Genomic DNA, 14,503 nt, shown 5'->3' on the forward strand with positions numbered 1-14,503 from the left:
CGTGGAAGTAATGAAAATAACAATAGATTTATTAGGAGATTTTTCCCTAAGGGATCTTCATTTAATAATTTGAGTAATAAAGAGATAGAATATATACAAGACTTTATGAATAATTATCCAAGAAAAATTTTTAATGGTAAAACATCAAAAAATATTTATTTTGAAAATAAAAATGCAGCATAAATTCAATTATACTGCACTATAAAATTTTTATTATTTAATTTTGGACATTTCTAATTTCTACTTACATAAAAAAAGAATCAGGGACTAATCCCTGATTCTATATAATTAAAACCTTATTTAGCTTTGTCTACAATGTAGTGTAAAGTTCTGATTAATTGTGCAGTATATGACATTTCGTTATCGTACCAAGATACTGTTTTAACGATTTGTTTGTCTCCAACTGTAACAACTTTAGTTTGAGTTGCATCAAATAATGATCCATATTTGATTCCTATAATATCAGATGATACTAATTCTTCTTCAGTATATCCAAATGATTCGTTAGCTGCTTCTTTCATAGCTGCATTGATTTCATCTGCAGTAACTGTTTTTTCTAAAACAGAAACTAATTCAGTTAATGATCCTGTAGGAACTGGAACTCTTTGTGCTCCACCATCTAATTTACCAGCAAGTTCAGGTATAACTAATCCTATAGCTTTTGCTGCTCCTGTTGAGTTAGGAACTATATTTTCAGCTGCTGCTCTAGCTCTTCTTAAGTCACCTTTTCTATGTGGTGCATCTAAAGTATTTTGGTCTCCTGTGTAAGCATGTATAGTTGTCATTGTTCCAGCTAATATTCCAAATTTGTCGTTTAATACTTTAGCCATAGGTGCTAAACAGTTAGTTGTACAAGATGCTGCAGAAACAACAGTTTCTGATCCATCTAAGATATCATGGTTAACATTGAATACAACTGTTTTTAAGTCACCTTGACCAGGTGCTGAGATAACTACTTTTTTAGCTCCAGCTTCTATATGAGCTTCAGCTTTTTCTTTTTTAGTGAAGAAACCAGTACATTCTAATACTACGTCTACACCTAATTCTCCCCAAGGTAAGTTTTTAGGGTCTGCATCAGCAAAAGATTTAATTTCTTTTCCATTTACTACGAAAGCTCCTTCTTTTACTTCTACTGTTCCATCAAATCTTCCTTGAGCTGAATCATATTTAAATAAGTGTGCTAAAGTTTTAGCATCTGATAAATCATTTACAGCTACTACATCAAATTGAGGATCATTAATCATTAATCTTAATGCTAATCTTCCTATTCTTCCAAATCCGTTTATTGCTACTTTTACTGCCATGTAAAGTACCTCCTAAATAATTTTAATTTACAAACAAATTATATCACATTATTTTTTTCAATGCAAGATTGCTAAAAAAATATAGTGAAAAGTTAAAATAATTATTATTGACTTTAAATAAAAAAAAGGGTATAATTTCTTAGATTAAATAATATTTAGGAGGTAGTGAAATGAAAAAATTATTATTAACTGTTGCAGTTTTAGCAGGATTAACATCTTTTTCAGCTAAAATAAGTGGACCTAAACATGGTTTAGAAGCAGGTGCTGGAGTAGATATAGTTAATCCAACTTTACATGTAACTTATTACCCAGAATGGAAAGCTGACATAAACAAGAATTTTGATATTACTTTCGGACCAAAAATATCTGCTATTGGAGAAGTTTTAGTAGGTGCTGGAGGAGCCCCTAAAGGTGGTGCATTTCTTGTTACTGCTGGTATAGGTGCTGATTTTAATGTTGCTTTACCAAATACAACAAATAAATTTTATGTTGGGTTAGAAACTGGAGGGGGATTAGGATACATTAAAGCGACTAAAACTGAAAAAACTGAAAATAGTGAAACAACAACAACAGTTCATGGAGTTACATATATTCCAATAGGAAAAATTGCTCTTGGTGGAAAATTTAGCAATGGATTTAAAGTTGCAGGATATACTGGATATGGAAAAGGTATAGTAGGATTAGAAGTAGGATATACATTCTAATTTTTAGGTGGATATTAATATGAAAAAATTATTTTTAGGTGCATTAGTTGCTATAGCTTTAACTAGTTGTTCAACTGTAGTTAATGGAAAAGGGCAAAATTACAAAATTAAGTCAAATAATAACATTCAAGTAGTTAATAAGTATGGAAAAGTTATTAAAGAAGGAAAAGGAGAATTAGATGTTTATCTTGAAAAAGGTGATGGATTCTTCTCAGGGGCAAGTTACACTGTAAGATCAGGTAAAAAAGAATATCAAATACAACCTAAAGTAAATGTTGGTGCTTTCGTTGTAGGAAATTTCTTTGTTCCTGGATTATGGGGATGGATAGTTGATGGTGCAACTGGAGCAATGTATGACTTATATGTAGATGGAGAATATAAAGAAGTAATAGAATTTTAATTGATTAATCACATATCTTAGAAGGATATGTGATTTTTCTTTAATGAGTTTTTGTGTGTTTGACTTTTTACTTTTAATATTGTATACTTTGGCAAGAGGTAGATATTACCTCAATAAGGAGGATATTATGAAGAAAATTTTATTAGGATTTGTTTTATTTGCTGGATTAACATCTTTTTCAGCAACAGTTACAGGACCTAGATACAGAGTAGAAGGTTCAGCAGCATATAACGGGGAATTTAAAAAAGATGGAGGACATGGAGCAAATTTTTCATTAGGGGTTATGCCTGAATGGAAATATGATGTTTCTAAAGATTTAGATTTAACATTTGGACCTAAAATTTCTGTTTCAGGTGGGTTTGCAAAAACAGAAGACAAAATGGTAGGCCAAGGATCAGTAAATTTAGCATTAGCAGGAGAAGTAAACTATGCTGTAGCAAAAGAAGTTAAAGTTTATGGTGGAACAGAATTAGGAATGGGATTATTAATCAAACCTAATAAAGAAGAAAGTAATGAAGAGAAAAAAGCGGGAGTAAACTTTGGATATCTTGCAAAAGCTTCTATTGGGCTTAAATTACAAGATAAATACAATGTAGCTGTATTCGGTGGGTATGGAACTAAAGGAATAGTTGGAATAGAAGCTGGTTATACATTTTAATTAAACATTTGTGGGTGCTAGATTATAGCACCCATTTTTCTATTTGATTAGTATAATTTAATATGGTATAATTTAAAAAACTTTATATAGGGGAAATTATGTCATATTCTTCAAAATTAAAAGATGAAATTTTAGATAAAAACAATATAGATAGAAACGATGTTATTGCAGAGCTTTTTGGACTATTTATTTCAAAAAACTGCATAAAAAATAGTGGTATAGAATTTAGTACAGAAAATTTAAAACTTGCACAAAGGGTATATAGCAATATACTTAAAGTTACGGAGCTTGTACCTCAGCTTAGATATATAACGGCTAAAAGATTTTCTAAACCAAGAGTATATACTATTAGTATTACAAATATTATAGATATAGAAGAAAATTATGGAAAATTTTTAAAAGAACTTTTTTCTTTCAAGAAATTTTCTGAAAACAAGAATTTATCAGGTATACTTAGAGGATATTTTTTAAATTCAGGATATATAAAAGATCCAAGTAAAGGATATACCTTAGATTTTTTTATAGATACAGAAGATGCTTCAACCTTTCTATATATGTTACTTAAGCATATAAATAAAAAGGTGTTTCAGACTGAAAAAAAGAATAAAAATATAGTATACATAAGGAATTCTGAGGATATTTTAGATATTATTCATATGATGGGTGGATTACAGGTTTTCTTTGAATATGAAGATGTAACTGTTCAAAAAGAATTGAATAATAAGATAAATAGAAATATGAATTATGAACTTGCTAATGAAACTAAGAAAATGTCTGCATCAATAAAGCAAATAGATATGATAGAATATATAGATGAGAAGATAGGACTTGATAATTTAACTAAGGCCTTATCTGAATTGGCTAAGCTTAGACTAAAATATGATGAAGATTCTTTTCAGGAATTAGCAGATAAGTTAAAAATATCCAAATCAGGTGTAAGAAACAGATTTAGAAGATTAGAAGAAATATATTTAGAATTAAAAGGATAAATTATGAGAAAATTATGTGAGTATAAGGATTTTGAAAGCTTTTTAGATGAATTTAAAAACTATAATGAAAAACCTAAATATTTTAAAATAAATATGGAAGGAAATATTACTACTAAAGAACCTTCATATATTTTAGAATATGGATATATGTATTTAGTTAAAGAATTTAAGGATGTAGAGAAAGTGTTTGAGGATAAAGATATTTTCTTAAAGAAAGAAAAAAAAGTATCTAGACATTCAAATGTTGAAATACCTAAATTAAAAGAAAGTTTTTTTAGGGCAATATTTAATAGAGATGAGGTTCATAGTTTAAGTCTTGCCAATGAACTAATTAGAAGAGATACATCCTCGTTTTTTGATATAATATATTTAAATTCTAAATTATCAGATGATGAAAATAGATTAATTAAAGCATATCTTTTTGAAAAAATATATTTAGAAATTGGATTAACTATTCCTTTATTAAGAAATTTAATAGGATATTTTTGTAAATCAAAAGAAGGATATGGTAATAAGAAAAAAGTAGATGAACTTTACTCATATATTTATAGGGTTAAGTTTAATGAAGAAATAAAGGTTAATGTTAAAAAAATGAGTGAAAATAAAAAAATTATACTAAAATTCTTGGAGGAAAAATAATGTTAGAAATGAAGTTTATTAGAGAAAATGTAGAACTTGTAAAACAAGGCTTAAAAAATAGAAATAGTGAATACAATTTAGATGAATTATTAGAATTAGATGTTAAAAGAAGAGAATTACTAACAGAAGTAGAAACTCTTAAAAAAGAAAGAAATGATGTATCAGCAATTATAGGGAAAAATGCAAGAGAAGGTATAGATTCTACGGAATTAAAAGAAAATATGGCTAAAGTTTCTGCAAGAATTAAAGAATTAGATGCTGAAGTTTTAGAAATAGATGAAAAACAAAAGATGATGCTTTTAACTATACCTAATGTTCCTCATAGTTCAGTACCTGTAGGTGCAAGTGAAGATGATAATGTTGAGGTTAGAAAATGGGGAACTCCAACTGAGTTTAACTTTGAAGTTAAATCACATGATGAGTTAGGAACTAATTTAGATATACTTGACTTTGAAAGAGGAACTAAACTTTCAGGATCTAGATTCACTGTATATAAAGGGATGGGAGCAAGACTTGAAAGAGCCTTAATTAATTTCATGTTAGATACTCATACTGAAGAGCATGGATTTACAGAAATACTAACTCCACAACTTGCTAAGAAAGAAATAATGGTGGGCACAGGACAATTACCTAAATTTGAAGAAGATATGTATAAAATTTCAGGAGAAGATTTATACTTAATACCTACTGCAGAAGTTACATTAACAAATATGTTTTCAGGGGAAATATTAAAAGAAGAAGAATTACCTAAACATTTATGTGGATTTACAGCTTGTTTTAGACAAGAAGCAGGTAGTGGAGGAAGAGACTTAAAAGGTTTAATTAGACAACATCAATTTAATAAAGTAGAGATGGTAAAAATAGTTCATCCAGACAAATCATATGAAGAATTAGAACATATGACAAATTGTGCAGAGAAAATATTACAAAAATTAAATCTTCCATACAGAGTACTTTCATTATGTACAGGAGATATGGGATTTTCTGCATCTAAAACATATGATTTAGAAGTTTGGGTTCCATCACAAAATAAATATAGAGAAATTTCTAGTTGTTCAAATACAGAAGATTTCCAAGCAAGACGTGCTATGATTAAATTCAGAGCAGAAGATAAAAAAAGCTATTTCGTACACACATTAAATGGTTCAGGACTGGCTGTAGGAAGAACATTACTTGCAATAATTGAAAATTATCAACAAGAAGATGGAAGTATTAAAATTCCTGAAGCTCTAGTTCCGTACATGGGTGGTAAAACAGAAATAAGATAAGAGGCAATATGAAGAAAATAATTATGGGCTTAATCCTTCTAACATTTTTAGGAGGATTAGCCTGGTATTTAGAACTTTCAGGACATCTATACCACAATCATATATTATCACAAAAATACGATATACACGGTATAGACATTTCTCATCATCAAGTAAGGCTTAATTGGTCACAAATTGATAAGAGATATAAGTTTGTATTTATGAAGGCAACTGAAGGAAAAGATCATCTAGATAGAGACTTTTTCTATAATTGGAATAGAGCACAACTTACTGGATTTAGAGTAGGGGCCTATCATTTTTTCTCCATGTTATCAACTGGAGAAGAACAGGCTAAATTCTATATCTCTAAGGTTCCAATAGTAGATAGTGCATTTCCACCTATAGTTGATTTAGAAATACCAACTAAATATCCCAAAGAAGTTGTTAATAAAGAACTGAAAGATTTGATAGATATTTTAGAGATGCATTATAAAAAAAGGGTAATAATTTATGTAACTAGACATACATATGGTGCATATATAGAAAATGAATTTCTAAATAATCCTATATGGATAAGAAATATAAAATGGTACCCAAGTCAAGAAAGATGGGATTTTTGGCAATACTCAAATAGAGGGAGAGTTAAGGGTATATCTGGATTTACAGATAGAAATGCCTTTAGAGGTGAAGATATAGATAACTTTATAAACAATAATAGAATAAAATAGTTCCATGATATTTCATCGAACTATTTTTCACGTAAGGGGAAAGAATGAATTTAGTACAGTTTAATAATGTATACAAGCAATTTAATGGAGAATATATATTAAGAGATATTAACTTTAGTGTAAATAATACAGATAAAATAGGGTTAATAGGATTAAATGGAGTTGGAAAATCTTCATTAATAAAAATACTTTTAGGTATAGAAAACCATGATGGTATAGAAAATAACATAAATCAAAAAGGTAATGTTTTCCTTAATCCCAACATTAAGGTTGGATATCTTTCTCAAAATCATACGTTTTATTCAGAAAAAAATAGTGTTTATGAAGAACTTTTAGAAGTTTTTTCAAAGCAAAAACAGTTATTATCAGAAATAAATAGAATTAATACTCTAATGGCAGTATCTGAAGATATAGAGAAATTACTTAAAGAATATGAAAGATTACAAAATGAATATGAAGCAATAGGCGGTTATGAAGTAGAATTTAAAATTAAACAGGTTATGCAAGGATTGGAGTTAAACAATTTTAAAGATGCTATAATCTCTACTCTTTCAGGTGGGGAAAAAACAAGAATTACGCTAGCAAAGCTACTATTAGAAGAACCTGATTTACTAATTTTAGATGAGCCTACTAACCACTTAGATATAGTTTCTATAGAATGGCTTGAAGAATATTTAAAAAAATATACTAAGGCATTTATACTAATATCTCATGATAGAATATTTTTAGATGTAGTATGTAATAAAATTATGGAAATAGAAAATAGAAAACTTTATGAATATGATGGTAATTTTTCTGATTTTGTAATACAAAAAGAACTATATATTAAAGGTGAAATAAAGAGATTTGAAAAAGAAAGTGAAAAAATTAGAAAAATAGAAGAATACATACAAAGATACAAGGCAGGAATTAAGTCAAAACAAGCAAGGGGAAGACAAACTATCCTTGATAGAATGGAAAGAATGGATAATCCTGTATTTAATCCAGGAAGAATGAAGCTTAAATTTGATATGAAGACTGCATCAGCAGACAGAGTATTAAATGTACATAATATATCTAAAAGTTTTGATGGTAAAAAGGTTTTAAATAATGTAAGTTTTGAATTGTTTAAAGGAGATAAGGTAGGAATTATAGGTAAAAATGGCATAGGAAAGTCTACTTTATTAAAAATACTCGTAGGTAAATTAAAGCAAGATGGTGGAGAATATAAGGTGGGTGAAAGGGTTAAAATAGGTTATTATGACCAAAATCACCAACATCTTTTTGATGATAATAACATATTACAAGAAATTAATAATTCTCTTTCATATACAGAAGAATATTTAAGAAGTAAAGCAGCTGCTTTTCTTTTTTCAGGAGATGAGGTATTAAAGCAAATATCATCACTTTCAGGTGGAGAGAAAGTAAGAGTATCTTTATTAAAGCTTATAGAGGAACAAGCTAACTTATTAATTTTAGATGAGCCGACTAACCATTTGGATATATATTCTATAGAAGTACTAGAAAATGCATTAATAGATTATGAAGGAACTATGTTATTAATATCTCACAATAGACACTTTTTAGATTCTGTATGTAATAAAATATATTATTTATCAGAAGAGGGGCTTGAAGAGTTTAAGGGAAATTATGAAGAATATAGAGAGAATATTAGAAGTAAAAAAGAGGTTGGAGATAAAAGTGAGGAAAAATTAAGTTACGAAGAAAGAAAAGCTAAGCAAAAAGCAGAAATAAAAAGAAAAAAAGACTTAGAAAAAGTGGAAAAAGACTTAGAAGAAATATCTATAAAATTAAAAAAATTAGATGAAGAAATGTCTAAAGCAGGATACAAAAATGATCTGGGTAAAATGATGGATATACAAAAAGAAATAGAGGAAACAAAAATTAAGGAAGACGAATTAATATTATTATGGAGTGAATTAGAGTAGTTTTAGTAAATTTTTTTTGGTATAATTAAATTAAGAACAAAAGAAAGGAATTTTTTTTGATATATATGAGTAAATTAAGTACACTTGAAGAAATAATAGGAAAAAAAATACCAACTTTAAATGAAGAATTTAAAGTGACTATGAATTCTAAAGAAACTTCAGAAAATACATTATTCTTTGCGATAAATAAGGGTAATGATTATGCAAAAGAAGCTGAAAATTTAGGAGCTTTCGTAATATTTGATAAAGAAGGCTTGGATATAGAAAATGGGTATTATGTAAAAGATACAGTAAAATTCATGCAAGAATATGCTAAAAAATACAGAGAAAACAATGGATTTATAGTTATAGGTATAACAGGATCTAATGGTAAAACAACAGTTAAGGACATACTTTATTCTGTCTTAAAAGAAAAGGGAGAGAAAGTATATAAGACGCAAGGGAATTATAACAATCATATAGGGCTTCCTTTTACTATACTTTCAGCAAGAGATGAAGATAAATATCTATTACTAGAAATGGGAATGTCAGACTTAGGTGAGATTGACTTGTTAGGATATATAGCTAAACCTGATTATTCTATAATAACAAATATAGGACAATCTCATTTAGAATATTTAAAGACTATGGAAAATGTTTTTAAAGCTAAAACAGAAATTATTCCACACACAAAGAAAAAAGTTGTGGTTAGTGGAAATGATAAATATCTTTCAACATTAGAGGATGCAATAAAGGTGGAGGTTAAAAATATTAAGACTAATTTATTAGGTGAACATAATTTACTTAATGTATCTTTGGTTGATTCATTATTAAAATATATAGGATATACAGACTTAAATTATGAGAATATTAGTTTAACTGGAGGAAGATTCCAAATTATTAAAGGGAAATACATATATATAAATGATGCATATAATGCATCACCTCTATCTATGAAAGCTTCATTAGAGACTTTTTCAAAAATATATGATGAAAATTGTAAAGTAGCTGTTTTAGGAGATATGTTAGAGCTAGGAAATGAAGAGAATAAATATCATGAAGATTTATGTTTTGTACTTAAAGAAACTAAAATTGATTTCCTTTACTTATATGGACAAAGAATGAAATATTTATATAATAAATTATTAGAATTAAAGGAAATTAAATTCAAATTTAAACATTTTGATATTAAAGATGAGATAAAAATAGAGATAGATAATATAACAGATGATAGAGAAAAAGTTATACTTTTAAAAGGATCAAGATCTATGAAAATGGAAGAAATAATGGAGGTAAATAACTAATGTTTTACTATATTCAAAGTCTATTAATAGACAAATATACATATTTAAGGGTATTTAAATCTATTTCAATAAGAATGGGAATTGCCTTTGGAGTTGCTTTATGCTTCATGATATTATTCGGTAATCCCTTTATTAAGTGGTTAAAGTATAAGAAATTTGGAGATACTATTAGAGAAGATGGGCCAGAAACACATTATTCTAAGCAAGGTACTCCTACTATGGGTGGTTTACTAATTATAGGGTCTATACTTTTTTCTACTTTAATTGCAGGTAATTTTACTAATAAATTTACAGTTTTCTTATTCTTTATGACCATAGTTTTTTCAACTATAGGTTTTTATGATGATTATTTAAAATTAACTAAGAGTAAAAAAGGTTTATCAAGTAAGAAAAAACTGTTATTTCAAACAATAATGACTTTAATAGTATTTGCCTTTGTATATAAGATGGGACTGGTTAATAAGACAATAGATTTTTCTATAATTAATCCACTATTTAAAAAATCATATATGTACATAGGGCCTATAGCTTTTTTCCTATTTATGTTCTTTGTCATAGTTGGAACTTCAAATGCAGTAAACTTAACAGATGGATTAGATGGTTTAGTAAGCAGTCAAATAGTTATAGTTTCTTCTGTTTTAATGCTTATAGCATATGCTGTAGGACACTATAATTGGGCAGAGTATATTAACATATATTATGTTACAGGCGCAGGAGAAATTGCGGTTTTTCTAGCTTCAATTGTTGGAGGATGTTTAGGTTTCATGTGGTTTAACTTTTTCCCAGCACAAGTATTTATGGGAGATGTTGGGTCACTGACTATAGGTGGACTTTTAGGAACTATATTCATACTTTTAAAACAAGAATTACTTTTACCTATAATGGGTATAATATTCTTCGTTGAAGCACTTTCTGTAATGATACAAGTAATTTCATATAAGAAATTTAAAAGAAGAGTATTTAAAATGGCCCCTATACATCATCATTTTGAGAAATTAGGTATGCCAGAAACAAAAGTTACCATAAGATTTTTAATAATTACAATAATAGCATGTTTATTTGCTTTAATGATACTTAAATTAAGATAGGAGAAATAATATGATTATCGTATTTGGTGCAGGTATTAGTGGTATAGGTGCAAAAAACCTATTAGAATCAAAAGGAAAAGAAGTAATATTAGTTGATGATAAAGTTGGAGAAATTAACACAGAAAAAGCTTTAGATATATTAGAGACTAAGGATGTTGAATATATAGTAAAATCTCCTGGTATATCTTTTGAAAATTCATTTGTAAAAAAAGCAATTGAAAAAGGTATAGCTATTTATTCTGAAATAGATATAGCATATGAATATATGAATAAAGATATACAAATTATTGCTTTTACAGGAACTAATGGTAAAACAACTACTTGTACTAAAACTTATGAAATGTTAAAAAAAGCTGGTTTTAATGTAGAACTTGGTGGTAATGTGGGTAGATCATTTGCTGAGATAGTAAAAGAAAACAAGGAACTTGATTATATAGTATTAGAATTAAGTAGCTATCAGCTAGAAAACCATCCTAAGGTAAAACCATATGTTTCAGGTATAATTAATTTAACTCCAGATCATTTAGGTAGATATAAAGATGTTGAAGAGTACTATATGACTAAATTTAATATATTCTTAAATCAAGGGAAAAGAGATAAAATGATAGTAAACGTAGATGATAGCACTTTCTTAAATCTATATAAAAAAGCTAAGGAATTAGAAAATTATAAAAACCCGAAGAGAATATATATAAGTAAAAATACTAAAGGTAGTATTTTTGTTTCTAATGGTTCTATATATATAATGAAAGATATATATGAAATGTATAATTCAAAATTTAATTTAATACAAAGTGCAGATAAATTAATTGATGTTAAAGATTTAGCTTTAAAAGGAGAACATAATTTAGAAAATATGCTATTTTTAATAGCGACTGCAAAAATTTGTGGTATTCCTAATAAGGTAATTAGAAACTATTTAAAAGAGACTAAAAGTATAGAACATAGAATGGAAGATTTTTATAAAAAATCAAATACTATATTCATAAATGATTCAAAAGGTACTAATGTTGCTTCAACTAATAAAGCTATAAATTCATATGAAAATGATATTATCCTAATATGTGGAGGAGAAGATAAAAAAGTACCACTAGATGAATTAGGTATAGAAATAGGAAGAAATGTTAAGTTTACATATATTTATGGTGAAAATAGATATTTAATAGAGAAAGAATTGAAAAAAGTTGGATATAATAAATATGCTATATTTGAGACTGTAGATGAATGTATTAAGCATATTAAAGAAAATGTCAACTTTGAAGAATATAATACTATACTTTATTCTCCTGCTACAGCAAGTTTTGATCAATTCAAAAACTTTGAAGAAAGAGGAAGATATTTCAAAAATAGAGTAATAGAGATTTTAGGAGAAAATAATGCGTGATTTTTTTAATACAAAAAGTAAAAAACAGTTAATTACAACTATAGTTACATTAGTTATCATATTAACTGTAATAGGTATATTTAATTTGATGAGTTTGAGTTCACCAGAAAGTTTGCATAATACTTTAGGAATTAGCCATGTTTCAATTATTAGAAAACATTTAGCTTTTCTAGCGTTATCTATTATTGCTTGTGTAACTATTTCTACTTTTTTAAATACTAACTTAATCAATAAGTATACTTTGTACTTAATGATATTTACTATTCTTGGTTTACTATATACAACTTTTTTTGGGAAAAATGTTAATGGTGCTAGAAGATGGATAGCTATAGGTCCGCTTACTATACAATTTTCTGAATTTGCTAAATTGTTCTTAGTATTAATACTAGCATACATGATAGAAAGAGCATATTATATAAGAAAAGAAAGATTAAATATTTACTTATTTGCAGGAGTTTATACTTTAACTTGTGCAGTAATAATACTTGCATCTAGATCATTTTCTGCAACAGTGCAATTTATGTTAATATTTTTTTGTATGTATTGGTTTAGTAGTGTAATTTCATATAAAAAAATACTTTGGAGTGCTTTTGGTATTTCTATTTTAGGTTTTTTAGCAATATTTGCAAAGAGTTATAGGGCATCAAGATTAAATTTTAGTAATGATCATGTAATATATGCAGTAAAGTCTATTAGTAATGGTGGATTATTTGGTTCTGGTTATGGTAATGGTATAGCTAGAAACTTCTATCTACCTGAAGTACAAACAGACTATATTTTTGCAGGTTTTGTGGATGAGTGGGGATTTATAGGAGCAATAGTATTAATAATAATATTCTTTTTACTTATTTATTTCATATTCTATAGCTCAAAATTTGCAAAATCAGTATATGATAAAATGATAATTTATGGTGTGGGATTTTTAATTTCAAATCAAGTTATATTGCATTTAGGGATTAATGTTAACTTATTACCATCTACAGGTGTAACTCTCCCTTTCATAAGTAGTGGAGGTTCATCTTTATTAACTGTATTTATGGGACTAGGATTAGTACTAAGAATACTTATGGAAATGAATGAAAATTTAGAAGAAGGTGTAATATATGAGTAAAATATTAATAACTACAGGTGGAACTGGTGGACACATATATCCAGCTTTAGCTTTAGCAGAAAAACTTAAAGAAAATGGACATGAATTAGTATTCATGGGTACTAGCCATAGAATGGAAAAAGAAATAGTCCCAAGTAGAGGATATAAATTCTATGGTTTAGATATAGTTCCTCTAAGAAGTATTAAGGGGATATTTAAACTTTTTAAAGGTATTTATGATGCAAGAGATATATTGAAAAAAGAAAAAGTTGATTATGTTATAGGTTTTGGAAACTATATTTCATTACCTGCTTTACTTGCTGCCAAAACTTTAAAACTTGATATATTTTTACAAGAACAAAATGTTACTATGGGTCAGGCAAATCGTTGGATGTATCCATATGCCAAAAAAGTTTTTATTGCTTTTTCAGAAACTTTAAAGGATGTTAAAGAAGGATATAAGGATAGATTTGTAGTTACAGGAAACCCTATAAGACCTGAATTTTTTAATACTTCAAAGGATGGAAGTAGAGAAAAATTAGGTATTGCTAAGGATGCAAAAATAATTACAGTAATGGGAGGATCATTAGGAGCAAAAAATATTAATGATGCTTTAGTAAATAAATTTGAAGATATAAAGAATAGTGGTGTAACACTTTATTGGGCAACAGGAAAAGAGCTATATAAAGAAATTACAGAAAAAGTAGAAGAAAATGAGGATACTATAGTAGTTCCATATTTTGAAGAATCATATAATATTATGGCTGCATCAGATATACTATTATGTCGTGCGGGAGCTTCAACTATATCAGAATTAATAGAACTAGGGAAACCTTCAATATTAATTCCATATAATTTTGTAGGTCAAAAGGAAAATGCGGAAATACTTGAAGCAATAAATTCATCAAAAATATATTCTAATGAAGAAGTGGAAATAGCTATAGATGAAGCAATAAGACTTGTAAATGATGAGGACAAGCTTAAATTTATGAAGGAAAATATTTCTAAAATTAATCCAGGTAATGCTGTAGAAAATATTATGAAATATTTTGAGGTTTAAT

At 27.5% G+C, this 14,503-nt stretch carries 14 protein-coding genes and 1 pseudogene; 14 read left to right on the plus strand and 1 reads right to left on the minus strand.

Going from position 1 to position 14,503, the window contains the following annotated elements; all coding sequences use genetic code 11:
- A pseudogene (locus AYC60_RS08830) lies at positions 1-183 on the plus strand (IS30 family transposase); the annotation flags it as partial.
- Positions 184-296: 113 nt separating this feature from the next.
- Here AYC60_RS08830 and gap read toward each other — a convergent pair.
- Positions 297-1,304, minus strand: a complete 1,008-nt coding sequence (gap, locus tag AYC60_RS01430; RefSeq protein WP_067320390.1) for a type I glyceraldehyde-3-phosphate dehydrogenase — start codon at positions 1,302-1,304, stop codon at positions 297-299.
- Between the two features lie 170 nt (positions 1,305-1,474).
- Between gap and AYC60_RS01435 the strand changes: the two genes are divergently transcribed.
- The 13 genes from AYC60_RS01435 to murG all read left to right on the plus strand — a co-directional run bounded on the left by AYC60_RS01435 (position 1,475) and on the right by murG (position 14,502).
- Positions 1,475-2,008 carry a hypothetical protein gene (locus AYC60_RS01435; protein ID WP_067320392.1) on the plus strand — a complete coding sequence of 178 codons (534 nt, stop codon included), beginning with the start codon at positions 1,475-1,477 and terminating at the stop codon, positions 2,006-2,008.
- A 19-nt stretch (positions 2,009-2,027) separates the two neighbouring features.
- Positions 2,028-2,408 carry a hypothetical protein gene (locus AYC60_RS01440; protein ID WP_067320395.1) on the plus strand — a complete coding sequence of 127 codons (381 nt, stop codon included), beginning with the start codon at positions 2,028-2,030 and terminating at the stop codon, positions 2,406-2,408.
- A gap of 127 nt (positions 2,409-2,535) precedes the next feature.
- Positions 2,536-3,066, plus strand: coding sequence for a hypothetical protein (locus tag AYC60_RS01445; RefSeq protein WP_067320398.1), 531 nt, complete (start codon positions 2,536-2,538; stop codon positions 3,064-3,066).
- 98 nt (positions 3,067-3,164) lie between these two features.
- Entirely contained in the window at positions 3,165-4,055 is an 891-nt protein-coding gene (gene whiA / locus AYC60_RS01450) for a DNA-binding protein WhiA (RefSeq protein WP_067320401.1), read from the plus strand.
- A 3-nt stretch (positions 4,056-4,058) separates the two neighbouring features.
- Entirely contained in the window at positions 4,059-4,694 is a 636-nt protein-coding gene (locus AYC60_RS01455; protein ID WP_067320405.1) for a hypothetical protein, read from the plus strand.
- Positions 4,694-5,962: a serine--tRNA ligase gene (gene serS, locus AYC60_RS01460; RefSeq protein WP_067320406.1), complete on the plus strand. Its 1,269-nt coding sequence runs from the start codon at positions 4,694-4,696 to the stop codon at positions 5,960-5,962. The genes AYC60_RS01455 and serS overlap by 1 nt, the downstream gene beginning before the upstream one ends.
- Positions 5,963-5,970: 8 nt before the next feature.
- Positions 5,971-6,669 carry a GH25 family lysozyme gene (locus AYC60_RS01465; RefSeq protein WP_067320408.1) on the plus strand — a complete coding sequence of 233 codons (699 nt, stop codon included), beginning with the start codon at positions 5,971-5,973 and terminating at the stop codon, positions 6,667-6,669.
- 44 nt (positions 6,670-6,713) lie between these two features.
- Complete coding sequence (locus AYC60_RS01470; RefSeq protein ID WP_067320411.1) at positions 6,714-8,597, plus strand: ABC-F family ATP-binding cassette domain-containing protein; 1,884 nt, start codon at positions 6,714-6,716, stop codon at positions 8,595-8,597.
- A gap of 65 nt (positions 8,598-8,662) precedes the next feature.
- The gene (locus AYC60_RS01475) at positions 8,663-9,880 is read left to right on the plus strand and encodes a UDP-N-acetylmuramoyl-tripeptide--D-alanyl-D-alanine ligase (RefSeq protein ID WP_082762533.1); all 1,218 of its coding nucleotides are present in this window, start codon (positions 8,663-8,665) and stop codon (positions 9,878-9,880) included.
- On the plus strand, positions 9,880-10,968 hold the full coding sequence (gene mraY / locus AYC60_RS01480; protein WP_067320417.1) for a phospho-N-acetylmuramoyl-pentapeptide-transferase: 1,089 nt from the start codon (positions 9,880-9,882) through the stop codon (positions 10,966-10,968). Before AYC60_RS01475 ends, mraY begins: the two co-directional genes overlap by 1 nt.
- 10 nt (positions 10,969-10,978) lie before the next feature.
- A complete protein-coding gene (gene murD / locus AYC60_RS01485; RefSeq protein WP_067320420.1) occupies positions 10,979-12,352 on the plus strand; it encodes a UDP-N-acetylmuramoyl-L-alanine--D-glutamate ligase in 1,374 nt (457 codons plus the stop codon).
- Positions 12,345-13,463, plus strand: coding sequence for an FtsW/RodA/SpoVE family cell cycle protein (locus AYC60_RS01490; protein WP_067320423.1), 1,119 nt, complete (start codon positions 12,345-12,347; stop codon positions 13,461-13,463). Before murD ends, AYC60_RS01490 begins: the two co-directional genes overlap by 8 nt.
- A complete protein-coding gene (gene murG, locus AYC60_RS01495; RefSeq protein WP_067320425.1) occupies positions 13,456-14,502 on the plus strand; it encodes an undecaprenyldiphospho-muramoylpentapeptide beta-N-acetylglucosaminyltransferase in 1,047 nt (348 codons plus the stop codon). Before AYC60_RS01490 ends, murG begins: the two co-directional genes overlap by 8 nt.
- Position 14,503: the final 1 nt, after the last annotated feature.

The sequence above is a fragment of the Streptobacillus felis genome, from assembly GCF_001559775.1.
GTDB lineage: Bacteria > Fusobacteriota > Fusobacteriia > Fusobacteriales > Leptotrichiaceae > Streptobacillus > Streptobacillus felis.

Bases quoted from the DNA above. Each gene is read 5' to 3' on its own strand.
- AYC60_RS01435 (WP_067320392.1), top strand. From the start codon at position 1,475: ATGAAAAAATTATTATTAACTGTTGCAGTTTTAGCAGGATTAACATCT.
- AYC60_RS01490 (WP_067320423.1), top strand. From the start codon at position 12,345: ATGCGTGATTTTTTTAATACAAAAAGTAAAAAACAGTTAATTACAACT.
- AYC60_RS01445 (WP_067320398.1), top strand. From the start codon at position 2,536: ATGAAGAAAATTTTATTAGGATTTGTTTTATTTGCTGGATTAACATCT.
- AYC60_RS01440 (WP_067320395.1), top strand. From the start codon at position 2,028: ATGAAAAAATTATTTTTAGGTGCATTAGTTGCTATAGCTTTAACTAGT.
- mraY (WP_067320417.1), top strand. From the start codon at position 9,880: ATGTTTTACTATATTCAAAGTCTATTAATAGACAAATATACATATTTA.
- gap (WP_067320390.1), bottom strand. From the start codon at position 1,304: ATGGCAGTAAAAGTAGCAATAAACGGATTTGGAAGAATAGGAAGATTA.
- AYC60_RS01455 (WP_067320405.1), top strand. From the start codon at position 4,059: ATGAGAAAATTATGTGAGTATAAGGATTTTGAAAGCTTTTTAGATGAA.
- AYC60_RS01475 (WP_082762533.1), top strand. From the start codon at position 8,663: ATGAGTAAATTAAGTACACTTGAAGAAATAATAGGAAAAAAAATACCA.
- whiA (WP_067320401.1), top strand. From the start codon at position 3,165: ATGTCATATTCTTCAAAATTAAAAGATGAAATTTTAGATAAAAACAAT.
- AYC60_RS01465 (WP_067320408.1), top strand. From the start codon at position 5,971: ATGAAGAAAATAATTATGGGCTTAATCCTTCTAACATTTTTAGGAGGA.
- AYC60_RS01470 (WP_067320411.1), top strand. From the start codon at position 6,714: ATGAATTTAGTACAGTTTAATAATGTATACAAGCAATTTAATGGAGAA.
- serS (WP_067320406.1), top strand. From the start codon at position 4,694: ATGTTAGAAATGAAGTTTATTAGAGAAAATGTAGAACTTGTAAAACAA.
- murG (WP_067320425.1), top strand. From the start codon at position 13,456: ATGAGTAAAATATTAATAACTACAGGTGGAACTGGTGGACACATATAT.
- murD (WP_067320420.1), top strand. From the start codon at position 10,979: ATGATTATCGTATTTGGTGCAGGTATTAGTGGTATAGGTGCAAAAAAC.